Below are 14,257 nucleotides of genomic sequence, written 5' to 3' on the forward strand. Positions count from 1 at the left end.
CTCAGCCGCGCTCACCTTGCAGCCATTGCAACTGGACTTCGTGCTGACCGCGGTCGTCGGTGACGAAGATCGTGCCTTCGCTGATCATCACGTCCCACTTGATGACGCGCGGCATGTCCTTGGCCAGGGTTTCCAGCACTTCTTGCGGGACGGCAGCGATGTTGACGTTTTTCAGGTTCTTGATTGCCGGGATCACCTTGGTTTCCCACACGCGCAGGCTGCCGTAGGCCAGCAGGCTGGTGCGTTCGGTGCGGCGCGAGCACCAGGTCAGGCGGTCGGCATCCGGCTGGCCGACTTCGATCCAGTGCAGGACGCGGTCATCCAGGCTTTTTTCCCACAAGGCCGGTTCATCCACGTCTGACAGACCACGGCCGAACGACAGCTGCTCGTTGTACCAGAGGGCGTAGGCCAGCAGCCGCACGGTCATGCGCTCTTCAGTCTCCGAAGGGTGACGGGCGATGGTCTGCTTGACGCTCTCGTAGACACTGCGGTCGAGGTCGGTGAGGTTCAGTTCAAATTTGTACGTAGTGGACGGCTGGGCCATGAACGGGCTTCTTGATACGAGGAAAGTCGGCAAGTCTAACCGATGCCACAGGCAATCATCGAATTGATGGCGATCAAGCTGCGGCGTCGGACAGCCGGCTATGTTAAAACCCTCTATCCGCTCAGCCTTGTCCTACAGGATTTCGCATGCCGTTCACCAGCAAACCGCTCTCGGGTCTGAAAGTCATTGAATTGGGTACGCTGATCGCCGGGCCGTTTGCCTCGCGCATCTGCGGCGAATTCGGCGCCGAAGTGATCAAGATCGAATCGCCGGACGGCGGCGATCCCCTGCGCAAATGGCGCAAGTTGTACGAAGGCACCTCCCTGTGGTGGTTCGTCCAGGCGCGCAACAAGAAGTCCCTGACCCTCAACCTCAAGCACCCCGACGGTTTGGCGATCCTGAAACGATTGCTCGGCGAAGCCGACATCCTCATCGAAAACTTCCGCCCCGGCGTGCTGGAAAAACTCGGCCTGAGCTGGGAAACCTTGCATGCGCTGAACCCGAAACTGGTGATGGTGCGCCTGTCAGGTTTTGGCCAGACCGGGCCGATGAAGGATCAGCCAGGCTTCGGCGCGGTTGGCGAATCCATGGGCGGCCTGCGGTACATCACCGGTTTCGAGGATCGGCCGCCGGTGCGCACCGGGATTTCCATCGGTGATTCGATTGCCGCGCTGTGGGGCGTGATCGGTGCGCTGATGGCGCTGCGTCATCGCGAGGTCAATGGCGGACTGGGCCAAGTGGTCGACGTCGCCCTGTATGAGGCGATTTTCGCGATGATGGAAAGCCTGGTGCCGGAGTTCGACGTCTTCGGTTTCATCCGCGAACGCAGTGGCAACATCATGCCGGGCATCACGCCCTCTTCGATCCACACCAGCGCCGACGGCAAGCATGTGCAGATCGGCGCCAATGGCGATGCAATCTTCAAACGGTTCATGCAGGTCATCGGGCGCGACGACCTGGCGAACGACCCGGCACTGGCCAGCAATGACGGCCGCGACAGTCGTCGCGACGAGTTGTATGGCGTGATTGATCGTTGGGTCAATTCGTTGCCGCTGCAAAGCGTACTTGACCTGCTCAACCAGGCCGACGTCCCGGCCAGCCTGATCTTCAGCGCCGAAGACATGTTCAACGACCCGCAATATCTGGCACGGGAAATGTTCCTGCATGCCAAGCTGCCGGACGGCAAGGATTTCAAGATGCCCGGCATCGTGCCGAAACTCTCCGAAACGCCGGGTTCGTCAGAATGGGTCGGACCACAGCTTGGCGAACACAACGCGCAGGTGCTTGGCGAACTGGGCTACGACGCGGCGCAGATCGCCAAGTTGCGTGAAGACGGAGCCATTTAAGCACCGCTGAGCATTCTGGTTTTCGCGCAACCCAATGCGCCGTGAGCAAACGCCAGGCAAAAAGAAACCCCGAGAAGTGGGGAGACGACTCGGGGTTAAACGTGGTCTGCTTCGAGACCCGTAGCAGCAAGCGACAAGCACCGGAGCACAATGCTTGATCCTGCTGTTATGGGGTCTGACTGACAGGGATGCAGGAAGGTTCCCACAAAAAATATTTCATCTTTACAGGGCCGGACGCTTGTCCAGTGCCGCATTGCGCAACGCCGCGATGACGCAGGGTTCCAGCCGTCCTTCGGCGATCATCACGTCGCGGTGCAGGCCGTCCACCACATCTGTCAGCAAGCGCTTGTCGCTCAACTGGGCCTGATTGAATTCGCGTTCCACCACAATGGCGCCGCTGCTGTTCTTCAGCGTCACCAGACATTCACCATGGCTGCCGCGAGGGGTCAGCGTCACCTGATACGGGCTCAGAGCCTCACCGAGCAATAGACTGATACTTTCCATCTCGATCTCCACTCAATAGTCCGAAAACACAGTGCCTGGGGCGTGTTCACATTAAATGACCACCGGCCCGAGAAGAAAGTTCTGCCTCTCGCGCCCCAATCTCGTGGGGGCTGCGTCTGACAGAGCATGCACGGCGAAGATGACAGAAAAATAACCGTCCCCTTCAGGCCTCGATGAGTTCCGGCGGCGAGATCAGATAACTGTCCAGCAGGCCCCTCATCAACACTGCCGAGACCGGCGTTTGCAGACGCCCCAGCAGGCGCAGGCGTTGTTGTCGAAGCACCGGTTCCAGGTCAGTCAACAGGCTCTGCGCGACCGAGCCCAGCAGAATCAGCGCCCGTGCCTCATGGTGCGCGGCCAGATGGTGGATCAGGGCCAGGCCATCCCCACCCTTGAGTTGCGGATCGCAAATGGCGATATCGACCGCACCGCGGTGCCCCAGGGAACACAAGGCTGACGCTAACGAGGGCGCGGTCAGGACGTCGTAGATGCCGATGGCATTGAGCATTTGATGCAATGCCATCAGCTGGAACGGATTGGGTTCAAGAATCAGGACTTTAAGCGAGCGCATGGGCGACCTCTGGAGCGATCATCGCGGACTCTCACCGCAGTTGTCGTCCACTCTAGGCCAGGCGTCTTAAGCCTCCCATCAGAAAAGTAGTCGCGTCTTGCAGGACATTTCCCTTCTTCAATGCAGACATCGGCAGCCGCTCTCAGTCCGGCGTTGAGTGATGTCGGTCCAGCCACCCAACAAGCCGCGCAATTTGCCGTCACCGCTGTAAAACGGCACCGTCCACTGATAGACCTCACGTGGGCCGCCATTGAATAGCAGCTCGCGCTTGCTGAAGCGCGACTTGCGAGTCTGCAGCTGCGCGATGAACTCATCGTGCAGCATCCGCGCGGTCGTTTCGGGAAACGCATCGACCTCGATCAACAACCGCCCCTGCATCTGGTCCAGGCGCACCGACAGAGCCTCTTCGTAACTGCGGTTGCAGATGATCAGACGCCCCTGGAGATCGCGCACGAACACCGGATCCGGCATGGAATCAATCAGGGCATGTTGAAACGCCAACTGATCACCCAACTCCTTCTCCGCCTCACAGCGCAACTTGATCACCGCCGCCAGACGCCTGTTCCACACCAGCGACAGTATCCCGAAAACACCGATCACCCCCATCGCCCAGCATCCCCATTCAACCAACTGCTGCCAGATCGATGGCACGGGCGCCGGTGAAATGCCTTCGAGCCACTTAAGCCGGATCGCTCGCAACTCAGCGGCCGGGAAAGCTTCCAGTGCCTTGTTGAGAATACTCAGCAGCTCGGGCATGCCTTTTCGTACAGCCAGGTGATCGGCTTCCCACTTGCCCTCCACCAAGCCACCGACTTTGAGCATGCCCAGCGGATAGAGCTGCGCGCCGATTTCGTTTTCGATCGTGGCGTAGGCTTCACCACTTTCAACCAGCGCCCGGGCTTCGGCGTAGGTTTTCACTGAGCGTATTTCAATCGAAGGGAAATCACGCCGAATCACATCTTCCAGTGCGTGCCGGGCAGGTAGCACCAACACGCGCTTCGCCAGTTGCTCGAAAGAGTCCACCACTGGCGCATCCGCATGGCCGACAAAAACCCAGCCCGCACCACCGAAAGCGTGGCTGAAATCAAGGAACAGCTTGCGATCATCGCTCATGGCCAGGGTCGTACTGATGTCCGCGACCCCGCTTTGCAGGCGTTCGAGCATGTGGTCGGTGGAAAAGGATTCCTGATGCTCGAATTGCAGCCCGGTCATCGCGGTGACACGCTTGAGCACGTCGTTGTTCAGACCGTTCCACTGCCCGTGCTCGTCCTGAAACAAATACAGCGGGTATTGCACTGATGCCACTGTCACCTTCGGGTTTTCGCGAATCCATTGACGTTCGCGTGCGTCCAGTTCGACAGGCTGCACATTGACGGGCGCATTCGCCTGATCAAGTACCATTTGCGCTGCCATGGCGCTGTGCATCCACCCCAGCACCGCCGACAAAAACAACCAGCCCAGTGCCGGTTTCAAACCTCTGTAAAACAGCATTGCCATTTCCTTCGTGATCGACTCACCCGTCCTTCGTGGGTGAAAACCCGAGCAGTGTGGCAGCAGAAACAAAAAAGCCCGTCAGGAGACGGGCTTCAAAATGTGACAGCTTTTTCAGGCTTAGAGTGGCTTGCCGCGGTTGCCATGCTGGCTGACAAAGGCTTGCACGGCTTTCAGGTCGTTCGGCAGAACCGTGCAGCGCTCGTTTCGCTCAAACAAATCAGAAAGATGTGCAGGTAGTTCGAGCGCTTTTCCTACACCCGCTTTCTCCACTGCCTCGGGAAACTTGACCGGATGGGCAGTGCCCAGAATCACCATCGGGATGTCCAGACTGCGACGGCACTCGCGCGCGGCTTTGACGCCGATGGCGGTGTGCGGATCGAGGACTTCACCGGTCTGCTCGTAGACTTCGGCGATGGTTTCACAGGTCTGGGCGTCATCCACCGCCAGCGAATCGAACAGTTTGCGCGCTTCGGTCCAGCGCTCTTGTTCGACGCTGAAACTGCCGTCCTTTTTGAACGAGCCCATCAGGCCGGCGATTGCCGCACCGTTGCGACCATGCAGGTCGAACAGCAGGCGTTCAAAGTTGGACGAAACCATGATGTCCATCGACGGCGACAAGGTCGCGTGCAGCGTTTCCTTGACGTACTGGTTGCCGCTCATGAAGCGGTGCAGGATGTCGTTGCGGTTGGTTGCGACGATCAACTGGTTGATCGGCAGGCCCATGTTGCGTGCCAGGTAACCGGCGAAGATGTCGCCGAAGTTGCCGGTGGGTACCGAGAACGACACCGAACGCGCCGGACCGCCCAACTGCAGGGCCGCATGGAAGTAGTAAACGATCTGGGCCATGATCCGCGCCCAGTTGATCGAGTTCACCGCCACCAGACGCGTGCCTTTGAGGAAGCTCTGGTCGGCGAAGCTGTTCTTGACCATTTCCTGGCAGTCATCGAAGTTGCCTTCGATGGCGATGTTGTGGATGTTCTCGCCGAAGATCGTCGTCATCTGCCGACGCTGCACCTCAGATACGCGCTGGTGCGGGTGCAGGATAAAGATGTCGACGTTTTCGCAGTGCTTACAGCCTTCGATGGCCGCCGAACCGGTGTCACCGGAAGTGGCACCGACGATCACCACGCGCTCGCCGCGCTTTTCCAGCACGTAATCGAGCAGACGCCCCAGCAGTTGCAGGGCGAAGTCCTTGAACGCCAGGGTCGGACCGTGGAACAGCTCCAGCACCCACTCGTTGCCGTTCAACTGACGCAGTGGCGCAACGGCACTGTGGGCGAACACACCGTAGGTTTCTTCGAGGATCTTCTTGAAATCGGCATCCGGGATACTGCCGGTAACGAACGGGCGCATCACCCGGAAGGCCAGTTCGTGATAGGGCAGGCCGGCCCAGGAAGCGATCTCTTCCTGAGTGAAACGTGGCAGATTTTCCGGGACGTACAGACCGCCATCGGTCGCCAGACCGGCCAGCAGGACGTCTTCGAAATTCAGGGCCGGTGCCTGGCCGCGGGTACTGATATATCGCATTTTTTCAAACCTTCGGTTTGAGCTGCAAGCTGCAAGCTGCAAGTCGCAAGTAAAAGCCAGACTGCTTCTCTCTTGCCGCTTGCCGCCCGAAGCTTGCCGCTGCTTTTAGTTCAAGTGTTCGACGCGGATCCGTACAACCGGGCCGTCGACGCCAGCCAGTGCTTCCAGCGCAGTGATCGCATCGTTGATACGTTGCTCGACTACGCGGTGGGTCAGCAGGATCATCGGCACCAGGCCGTCATGCTCTTCGACTTCCTTCTGCATGATCGATTCGATATTGATGCCGCGCTCCGACAGGATGCTCGCCACCTGAGCCAGTACGCCCGGGTGGTCCTTGGCGTGAATGCGCAGGTAGTAAGCGCTTTCGCAGGCTTCGATCGGCAAGATCGGATGTGCCGACAGCGAGTCCGGCTGGAAGGCCAGGTGCGGCACGCGGTTTTCCGGGTCGGAGGTCATGGCGCGAACCACGTCGACCAGATCGGCGATCACCGACGAAGCGGTTGGCTCCATGCCAGCGCCGGCACCGTAGAACAGCGTCGAACCGGCGGCGTCACCGTTGACCATCACTGCGTTCATCACCCCGTTGACGTTGGCGATCAGGCGATCGGCCGGGATCAGCGTCGGGTGTACGCGCAACTCGATGCCGGCGTCAGTGCTGCGCGCCACACCGAGGTGCTTGATGCGATAGCCCAGCGCTTCGGCATAGTTGACGTCGGCGGTGGTCAGCTTGGTGATGCCTTCGGTGTATGCCTTGTCGAATTGCAGCGGAATACCGAACGCAATCGACGCCAGAATGGTCAGCTTGTGCGCGGCATCGATGCCTTCGACGTCGAAGGTCGGGTCGGCTTCGGCATAACCCAGCGCCTGCGCTTCGGCCAGCACGTCTTCGAACGTACGGCCCTTCTCGCGCATTTCGGTGAGGATGAAGTTGCCGGTGCCATTAATGATCCCGGCGACCCAGTTGATACGGTTGGCGGACAGGCCTTCGCGGATCGCCTTGATCACCGGAATGCCACCGGCCACCGCGGCCTCGAACGCCACGATCACGCCTTTCTCGCGGGCCTTGGCGAAAATTTCATTACCGTGAACGGCAATCAGTGCCTTGTTCGCGGTGACCACATGCTTGCCATTCTCGATGGCCTTGAGTACCAGCTCGCGGGCAACGGTGTAGCCGCCCATCAGCTCTATGACGATGTCGATCTCAGGGTTCGTGGCCACTTCGAAGACATCGTTGGTAATCGCAATACCGGTCGTCTGGAACTGAGGCTTTGGCGTGCGCGTGGCAATTTGTGCCACTTCGATTCCACGCCCGGCACGACGAGCAATTTCCTCGGCGTTGCGCTGAAGTACGTTGAAGGTACCGCCACCGACGGTCCCTAACCCACAGATGCCTACTTTGACCGGATTCACTGTGAACTCCCCATGAAACGGCCGACGCAGGGTCGGCCGGAAAACAACCGCGTGCTCGCGGTTCTCTGTTGATGGCCCGGCGTTGTTGCTGCCGGACCACGATCGTCAACGGCTGCCCGTGACGATGCGAATTACTTCGCGCCCAGCGCCAGTTTGGCGACTTGTGGCGCAGGCTGGTAGCCCGGAATGACCTGGCCGTCAGCCAAAACGATGGCCGGTGTGCCGTTCACGCCGATCGACTGACCGAGGGCGAACTGTCTGGAAACCGGGTTATCGCACTTGGCAGCGTTGATTTCCTTGCCATCGACCATTTTGTCCATGGCAGCTTTCTTGTCTTTCGAGCACCACACCGCTTGCAGCTGTTCGTCGCCCGGCGAATTCAGGCCCTGGCGCGGGAACGCCACGTAGCGCACTTCGATGCCGCGCTTGTTCAGCTCTGGCACTTCGGCGTGCAGTTTGTGGCAATACGGGCAGGTGGTGTCAGTGAACACGGTGATGTGCGATTTGGTCTCGCCCACCGCCGGGTACACCACGGTTTCGGCGACCGGAATGGCATTGATCAGTTTGGAAATGCCCAGGCGTTCGGTCTTCTCGGTCAGGTTGACCGGTTTGCCGTTCTCCAGCTGGTACAGGTTGCCCTGCACGATGTACTGGCCATCGGCGCTCGCGTAGAGCACGCGGCTGCCTTTGAGTTTGACTTCGTACATGCCGGGCAACGGGCTGGCATTGATGCTTTCGACCGGAACCTCGAGTTCGAGTTTTTCCAGGCTTTGACGAATGGCTTTGTCGGCCGCGTCGTCGGCGACGGCAAAGGTGCTCACCAGCGCAATAGCGGCGGCGGCGAAAATCTGGGTCAGACGCATGAGTACTCCTGAGGGCGGGCCAATGAAACGATCAGAACGCCCGTGCGAAACACCGGGTCATAACCGTCCATCGTGCAAACCGGGAAAGCCTAACACATAAGGCCGCGAGGGCCGAATGCGCCTGTCGCCACACATTTGAACGTCACCGCAGAATCCTTGTAGGAGTGAGCCTGCTCGCGATAGCGGTAGTCCTGCCGACACGGCTTTGACTAACAGACCGCTATCGCGAGCAGGCTCACTCCTACAAGGGTTTGGTGTTCAGCCGCGGGGGTGGTGCTTGGCGTGCAAGTCCTGCAGGCGGGCGCGGGCGACGTGGGTATAAATCTGCGTGGTGGAAAGATCGCTGTGGCCAAGCAGCATCTGCACCACGCGCAAGTCCGCGCCATGGTTGAGCAGGTGCGTGGCAAACGCGTGGCGCAAGGTATGCGGAGACAGCGACTTGTTGATCCCGGCGACCTTGGCCTGGTGCTTGATCCGGTGCCAGAACGTCTGCCGGGTCATCTGCTCGCCGCGCTGGCTGGGGAACAGCACATCGCTGGGGCGGCCACCGAGCAATTCCTGACGGCCATCACGCATATAACGCTCGACCCAGACAATCGCCTCCTCGCCCATCGGCACCAGCCGTTCCTTGCTGCCCTTGCCCATCACCCGCAATACGCCCTGGCGCAGGTTGACCTGCTCCAGCGTCAGGCTGATCAGTTCGGTCACGCGCAAACCACAGGCATACAACACTTCCAGCATCGCGCGGTCACGCTGGCCGATGGCGTCACTCAAATCCGGCGCCTTGAGCAGCGCGTCGACATCGGCTTCCGAAAGCGACTTGGGTAACGGCCTGCCCAGTTGTGGCATGTCGACGCGTAACGTCGGATCGACACTGATCAGCTTTTCCCGCAGCAGATAGCGATAAAAGCCACGCACCCCGGAAAGAAATCTAGCGGTCGAGCGCGGCTTGTAGTTCTGCTCCAGACGCCACGCCAGGTGATCGAGGATCAACTCTCGGCCGGCATTGATCAGTTCGAGATTCTTCTCCTGCAACCAGCCGTTGAACAGCGCGAGGTCGCTTCGATAGGCGTCGCGGGTATTGTCCGAAAGGCCTTTTTCCAGCCATAAAGCGTCGAGGAATTGATCAATCAGCGGATGGTCGATGGCAGGCATGGGGGCTCGGGCAGGCTGCTTTTCGCGCGGCGTGCAAATAGTCATTAAAGGGGCGCCAGTCTTTCATAGCCGGCCAGTTCAAGAAACAGGCAGCTTCATTAAGCGAGGGGCGTGCAAGGTGTCCGGTAAATCGCAGGCAACAAAAAAGCAGCCCGTAGGCTGCTTTTTTCTGCATCGGAAGCTGGGCTTAAGCCAGTTTTTCCTTGATGCGGGCTGCTTTACCCGACAGGTCGCGCAGGTAGTACAGCTTGGCTTTACGTACGTCACCGCGACGTTTAACAGCCATGCTGTCGATCTGCGGGGAGTAGGTCTGGAAAGTACGTTCTACGCCAACACCGTTGGAGATTTTACGAACGGTGAACGCACTGTTCACGCCGCGGTTACGCTTGGCGATTACAACGCCTTCGAACGCTTGCAGACGGGAACGATCGCCTTCCTTCACTTTCACCTGAACGACAATAGTGTCGCCTGGGGCGAAGGTAGGGATTTCTTTGGTCATCTGCTCTGCTTCGAGTGCAAGGATGATTTTGTTGGTCATGCTGTGCTCCTAAGGTAAATCGTTCGATCTACCATCGATACGTTGTTAACTATCGTCCCGCTCGCGGATGTATTCCTCGAGCAGCTTCTTCTCTTCTCCAGAAAGCGAGCGGCTTTCCAGAAGATCGGCGCGTCGTTCATAGGTCCGACCAAGGGACTGCTGTAAACGCCAACGCCGGATATGCGCGTGATTGCCACTCAGCAACACGTCGGGAACACGCTGATCCGCATACACCTCCGGTCGGGTGTAGTGCGGGCAATCCAGCAGACCATCCGTAAAGGAATCTTCCTCAGCGGAATCCGCATGCCCTAAAGCTCCAGGCAGCAGTCGTGTAACCGCATCGATCAGGACCATGGCCGGCAGCTCGCCGCCAGACAGTACATAGTCGCCAATCGACCACTCTTCATCGACATGAGCCTCAATAAAGCGCTCGTCAATGCCTTCGTAGCGGCCGGCAATCAGGATCAATGCATCCGATTGTGCCAGCTCGCGTACCGCCGACTGAGTCAGTTGACGGCCTTGGGGGGACAGGTAAATCACCTTCGCCGCCTCCCCGGCTGCTGCCTTGGCCTGGGCCAGAGCATCTTCCAGGGGCTTGATCTTCATCACCATGCCCGGACCACCGCCAAACGGGCGATCGTCCACAGTGTGATGCCGATCCGTCGTGTAATCTCGCGGATTCCAACAGGTCAGCTGCAAGAGCCCCTGTTTGACCGCACGACTGGTGATGCCGTAATCGCCAATGGCGGAAAACATCTCGGGAAACAGACTGATCACTTCTACGCGCAAGTTAGCCACGTTCAGAAATCCGCGTCCCAATCCACCTTCATCTCGCCCGCTTCCAGGTCGACGGCCAACACGCATTGCTCCGTATAGGGCAACAGGCGTTCGCGATCATCCAGGCTGCCAGCGCAAGGCTTGACGACCATTACATCATTGGCGCCGGTTTCCAGAAGATGATCGATTTTCCCGAGCAATTGCCCAAGAGTGTCGATGACCTTCAGACCTTCCAGCTGGTACCAGTAGTACTCGCCTTCGGTCAATTCAGCGAACAGGTTGCGCGGCACGCAGATCTCATAACCGGCCAGAAGACGAGCTTCTTCACGATCATCGAGACCCTTGAGCTTGGCGACCAGGAACTTGTCGCTCCCGCGTCCACTGACCAGCTCGACCTGTTTGACATTGCCTTCGCGCTTGAGCGTCCAGGTTTTGTACTGCAACAGGTTTTCAGTCGGATCAGTAAAGGAATAAACCTTCACTTCGCCGCGAACGCCATGAACAGAATAAATTTTGCCAATAACGATCAAATCATCGGCAGGAGCTGGCGTCGCGTTCATATTGCTCAGGCCGCAGCCTTGGCAGATTCCTTCAACAACTGAGCAACGCGCTCAGAAGGTTGTGCACCAACGCTCAGCCAGTAGGCAACGCGCTCTTGGTTCACGGACAGACGGATTTCCTGACCACGGGCAACAGGGTTGAAGAAACCAACCTGTTCTTTGTGGGAGCCGTCACGCGGGTTACGCGAGTCGGTTACGGTCAGGTGGTAAAACGGGCGCTTTTTGGAGCCGCCAAGGGCAAGACGGATTGTTAGCATGTGAACATCGTTCCTGTAGTCGGTGCTGCAAATCTAAATGCACAGCGGGCATGGGTGCCCGAAAGGCCGCATATTCTAAGGAATATCCGGACTTTTGCAAATGCCTTTTTCCGGCGCCCATGGCATGCCGTGCAGATTTGCATAGAGAGCCGTCGATGAAAACGGCCAGTCAGCTCCCGCCGAGTGCGGGTTTGCTGTGGATCCTGCTTCCTTGCAGGGTCTGCGCCGGTGCGACGACCGGCGCGGATCTTGTGCCCGCCTTACCCATTTCTCTCGCCATATATAAGAAGAATGGATCAGACAGAACGTCTTACATCTTCGGCATGCCGCCGCCGGGCAACATACCGCCCATGCCGCGCATCATTTTTGCCATACCGCCCTTGGCGGTGAATTTCTTCATCATCTTCTGCATTTGCTTGTGCTGCTTGATCAAGCGGCCGATGTCCTGCACCTGAGTGCCGGAACCCATGGCGATCCGACGCTTGCGCGAACCGCTGATCAGCTCAGGGTCACGGCGCTCGGCCGGGGTCATGGAATTGATGATGGCTTCCATCTGCTTGAACTGCTTCTCTGCGGCGTTCTGGGCATTGCCCATCTGCGACAGGTTGACGCCGCCGATGCTCGGCAGCTTGTCCATGAGCCCGCCGAGACCGCCCATGTTCTTCATCTGTTGCAGCTGATCGCGGAAGTCTTCGAGGTCGAAGCCCTTGCCCTTCTTCAGCTTCTTGGCCAGTTTGTCGGCCTTGTCCTTGTCGAGGGTCGCTTCGGCTTGTTCGATCAGGCTGAGCACGTCGCCCATGCCGAGGATCCGCGAGGCGATCCGCTCAGGATGGAACGGGTCGAGCGCCTCGCTCTTCTCGCCCATACCGATGAACTTGATCGGCTTGCCGGTGATGGCGCGCACCGACAGCGCGGCACCGCCACGGGCGTCGCCGTCGACCTTGGTCAGGATCACACCGGTCAGCGGCAGCGCATCGCCAAAGGCCTTGGCCGTGTTGGCGGCGTCCTGACCAGTCATGGCGTCGACCACGAACAGGGTTTCCACCGGGTTGATCGCGGCGTGCAACGCCTTGATCTCGCCCATCATCTCTTCATCGATGTGCAGACGACCGGCGGTGTCGACGATGACCACGTCGATGAATTTCAGCTTTGCTTCTTTGATAGCCGCGTTGGCGATGTCGACCGGCTTCTGGCTCAGGTCGGACGGGAAGAACGTCACGCCGATGTCGTTGGCCAGGGTTTCCAGCTGCTTGATCGCGGCCGGACGGTAGATGTCCGCAGACACGACCATGACCGACTTCTTCTTGCGCTCTTTAAGGAAGCGCGCCAGCTTGCCGGCAGTGGTGGTTTTACCCGCACCCTGCAGACCGGCCATCAGAATCACGGCAGGAGGAACAGCGCTCAGGTTCAGATCTTCGTTGGCCGCGCCCATCAGGCTTTCGAGTTCGGCCTGGACGATCTTCACGAACGCCTGGCCTGGCGTCAGGCTGCGCGACACCTCGGTGCCGACAGCGCGCTCCTTGACCGAATTGACGAAGTCCTTGACCACCGGCAATGCGACGTCAGCTTCGAGCAACGCCATGCGCACTTCACGCAGGGTGTCTTTGATATTGTCCTCGGTCAGCTTCGCCTTGCCGGTAACATGGCGCAGCGTCTGCGAGAGACGGTCGGTTAAGTTTTCAAACATTGCGCGATCCTTTCAGGCCCTGTACAGACCGGGATAATGGCGGCCCAGACCGGAATCAACATGTGCTCGGCGAGCCTGCGGCGTGGGCAGGTCGCGGATTATAGCGAAGACTGCGGCCGGCGGACACCTCGCCGTCAGCTTGCGGAGTCTTTCGTGCCGTGGCGGTTCTATGCCAAACTCAGCGCCTTTCGGGCTCGCCTAACAGGATTTATGCTCCCCTTGTCACCCAGTTTGCTGACCACCCTCGCCGCCGCCCTGCTCTATGCCGCTGCGACCGTCTATCAAAGTACCCGCCTGGCCACCGGCGCCAAGGCGAACAAGCGCCTGCTGGTCAGCCTCGGCGTGTTCGCCGTGCTCGCCCACGGCGCCAGCCTGCTCACTCATCTGTTGACCCCGATCGGCCTGGGCCTGGACTTCTTCAGCGCCTCGAGCCTGATTGCCGCCGCGGTGATTGCCCTGACCCTGCTCGCCTGTTCGCGGATCCCGGTGGAAAACCTGCTGGTGCTGCTGTTCCCGCTGGGCGCTATCACGGTATTGCTGGCGCAGTTCGCGCCGACCGGCACGGTGCAGATCATCGATGAAGAGCCGGGCATCCTCGCCCACATTCTATTGTCCATCCTCGCCTACGGCATGTTCACCATCGCGGTGTTCCAGGCGTTGCTGTTGCTGGTGCAGGACCATCAGCTCAAGCACAAGCACCCGTCCGGGCTGATCAAGAACTTCCCGCCGCTGCAAACCATGGAGAGCCTGCTGTTCGGTTTTCTCTGGGCCGGCTGGACGCTGCTGTCGCTGTCGCTGATCTCCGGCTGGCTGTTCGTCGAGAACCTGTTTGCCCAGCATCTGGTGCACAAGACCCTGCTGGCCTGCCTGGCGTGGATCGTCTTCAGCGTGCTGCTGTGGGGCCGCAACCGTCTGGGCTGGCGTGGCCACAAGGCGATTCGCTGGACCCTCGCCGGTTTCTGCCTGCTGATGCTGGCGTACTTCGGCAGCAAACTGGTTCGTGAATACATTCTGCACATCTGAC

15 protein-coding genes are annotated in these 14,257 nt (G+C 59.3%); 2 read left to right on the forward strand and 13 right to left on the reverse strand.

Going from position 1 to position 14,257, the window contains the following annotated elements; translation table 11 throughout:
• Position 1 precedes the first annotated feature (1 nt).
• The gene (locus AEQ63_RS18845) at positions 2-544 is read right to left on the reverse strand and encodes a YaeQ family protein (RefSeq protein WP_007908961.1); all 543 of its coding nucleotides are present in this window, start codon (positions 542-544) and stop codon (positions 2-4) included.
• A gap of 146 nt (positions 545-690) precedes the next feature.
• On the opposite strand from AEQ63_RS18845, the gene AEQ63_RS18850 reads away from it, so the two are divergent.
• On the forward strand, positions 691-1,890 hold the full coding sequence (locus AEQ63_RS18850) for a CaiB/BaiF CoA transferase family protein (RefSeq protein WP_064364379.1): 1,200 nt from the start codon (positions 691-693) through the stop codon (positions 1,888-1,890).
• Between the two features lie 222 nt (positions 1,891-2,112).
• On the opposite strand, the gene AEQ63_RS18855 is transcribed toward AEQ63_RS18850, so the two are convergent.
• From AEQ63_RS18855 to ffh, 12 genes are all read right to left on the reverse strand, one after another.
• Positions 2,113-2,394, reverse strand: coding sequence for a DUF3509 domain-containing protein (locus tag AEQ63_RS18855; protein ID WP_016771530.1), 282 nt, complete (start codon positions 2,392-2,394; stop codon positions 2,113-2,115).
• Between the two features lie 163 nt (positions 2,395-2,557).
• Complete coding sequence (locus AEQ63_RS18860) at positions 2,558-2,965, reverse strand: response regulator (protein ID WP_042606921.1); 408 nt, start codon at positions 2,963-2,965, stop codon at positions 2,558-2,560.
• A gap of 117 nt (positions 2,966-3,082) precedes the next feature.
• Positions 3,083-4,456, reverse strand: coding sequence for a transporter substrate-binding domain-containing protein (locus AEQ63_RS18865; protein ID WP_064364380.1), 1,374 nt, complete (start codon positions 4,454-4,456; stop codon positions 3,083-3,085).
• Between the two features lie 120 nt (positions 4,457-4,576).
• On the reverse strand, positions 4,577-5,986 hold the full coding sequence (thrC, locus tag AEQ63_RS18870; protein ID WP_042606919.1) for a threonine synthase: 1,410 nt from the start codon (positions 5,984-5,986) through the stop codon (positions 4,577-4,579).
• A 105-nt stretch (positions 5,987-6,091) separates the two neighbouring features.
• A complete protein-coding gene (locus tag AEQ63_RS18875; protein ID WP_024011722.1) occupies positions 6,092-7,396 on the reverse strand; it encodes a homoserine dehydrogenase in 1,305 nt (434 codons plus the stop codon).
• A 131-nt stretch (positions 7,397-7,527) separates the two neighbouring features.
• A complete protein-coding gene (gene dsbC / locus AEQ63_RS18880; protein ID WP_064364381.1) occupies positions 7,528-8,259 on the reverse strand; it encodes a bifunctional protein-disulfide isomerase/oxidoreductase DsbC in 732 nt (243 codons plus the stop codon).
• 258 nt (positions 8,260-8,517) lie between these two features.
• Positions 8,518-9,414, reverse strand: coding sequence for a site-specific tyrosine recombinase XerD (gene xerD / locus AEQ63_RS18885; RefSeq protein WP_064364382.1), 897 nt, complete (start codon positions 9,412-9,414; stop codon positions 8,518-8,520).
• 187 nt (positions 9,415-9,601) lie between these two features.
• Positions 9,602-9,952: a 50S ribosomal protein L19 gene (rplS, locus tag AEQ63_RS18890; RefSeq protein WP_003175895.1), complete on the reverse strand. Its 351-nt coding sequence runs from the start codon at positions 9,950-9,952 to the stop codon at positions 9,602-9,604.
• A 45-nt stretch (positions 9,953-9,997) separates the two neighbouring features.
• Positions 9,998-10,750: a tRNA (guanosine(37)-N1)-methyltransferase TrmD gene (gene trmD / locus AEQ63_RS18895; protein WP_038860625.1), complete on the reverse strand. Its 753-nt coding sequence runs from the start codon at positions 10,748-10,750 to the stop codon at positions 9,998-10,000.
• A gap of 2 nt (positions 10,751-10,752) precedes the next feature.
• Positions 10,753-11,289 (reverse strand): ribosome maturation factor RimM, encoded by a 537-nt coding sequence (rimM, locus tag AEQ63_RS18900; protein WP_016771538.1) that lies wholly within the window; start codon positions 11,287-11,289, stop codon positions 10,753-10,755.
• Positions 11,290-11,294: 5 nt separating this feature from the next.
• Positions 11,295-11,546 carry a 30S ribosomal protein S16 gene (gene rpsP, locus AEQ63_RS18905; RefSeq protein WP_003185073.1) on the reverse strand — a complete coding sequence of 84 codons (252 nt, stop codon included), beginning with the start codon at positions 11,544-11,546 and terminating at the stop codon, positions 11,295-11,297.
• Between the two features lie 310 nt (positions 11,547-11,856).
• Complete coding sequence (gene ffh / locus AEQ63_RS18910; RefSeq protein ID WP_007967791.1) at positions 11,857-13,233, reverse strand: signal recognition particle protein; 1,377 nt, start codon at positions 13,231-13,233, stop codon at positions 11,857-11,859.
• 210 nt (positions 13,234-13,443) lie between these two features.
• Between ffh and AEQ63_RS18915 the strand changes: the two genes are divergently transcribed.
• On the forward strand, positions 13,444-14,256 hold the full coding sequence (locus tag AEQ63_RS18915; protein ID WP_016771539.1) for a cytochrome C assembly family protein: 813 nt from the start codon (positions 13,444-13,446) through the stop codon (positions 14,254-14,256).
• Position 14,257 lies beyond the last annotated feature (1 nt).

Source organism: Pseudomonas sp. RIT-PI-o (assembly GCF_001297215.1).
In the GTDB taxonomy this organism is placed as follows: Bacteria; Pseudomonadota; Gammaproteobacteria; order Pseudomonadales; family Pseudomonadaceae; genus Aquipseudomonas; species Aquipseudomonas moraviensis_A.

Coding starts and splice junctions, on each gene's coding strand:
- rplS (WP_003175895.1), bottom strand. CDS start 9,952: ATGACCAACAAAATCATCCTTGCACTCGAAGCAGAGCAGATGACCAAA.
- ffh (WP_007967791.1), bottom strand. CDS start 13,233: ATGTTTGAAAACTTAACCGACCGTCTCTCGCAGACGCTGCGCCATGTT.
- AEQ63_RS18865 (WP_064364380.1), bottom strand. CDS start 4,456: ATGCTGTTTTACAGAGGTTTGAAACCGGCACTGGGCTGGTTGTTTTTG.
- xerD (WP_064364382.1), bottom strand. CDS start 9,414: ATGCCTGCCATCGACCATCCGCTGATTGATCAATTCCTCGACGCTTTA.
- AEQ63_RS18915 (WP_016771539.1), top strand. CDS start 13,444: ATGCTCCCCTTGTCACCCAGTTTGCTGACCACCCTCGCCGCCGCCCTG.
- AEQ63_RS18845 (WP_007908961.1), bottom strand. CDS start 544: ATGGCCCAGCCGTCCACTACGTACAAATTTGAACTGAACCTCACCGAC.
- rimM (WP_016771538.1), bottom strand. CDS start 11,289: ATGAACGCGACGCCAGCTCCTGCCGATGATTTGATCGTTATTGGCAAA.
- rpsP (WP_003185073.1), bottom strand. CDS start 11,546: ATGCTAACAATCCGTCTTGCCCTTGGCGGCTCCAAAAAGCGCCCGTTT.
- dsbC (WP_064364381.1), bottom strand. CDS start 8,259: ATGCGTCTGACCCAGATTTTCGCCGCCGCCGCTATTGCGCTGGTGAGC.
- AEQ63_RS18860 (WP_042606921.1), bottom strand. CDS start 2,965: ATGCGCTCGCTTAAAGTCCTGATTCTTGAACCCAATCCGTTCCAGCTG.
- AEQ63_RS18855 (WP_016771530.1), bottom strand. CDS start 2,394: ATGGAAAGTATCAGTCTATTGCTCGGTGAGGCTCTGAGCCCGTATCAG.
- thrC (WP_042606919.1), bottom strand. CDS start 5,986: ATGCGATATATCAGTACCCGCGGCCAGGCACCGGCCCTGAATTTCGAA.
- AEQ63_RS18850 (WP_064364379.1), top strand. CDS start 691: ATGCCGTTCACCAGCAAACCGCTCTCGGGTCTGAAAGTCATTGAATTG.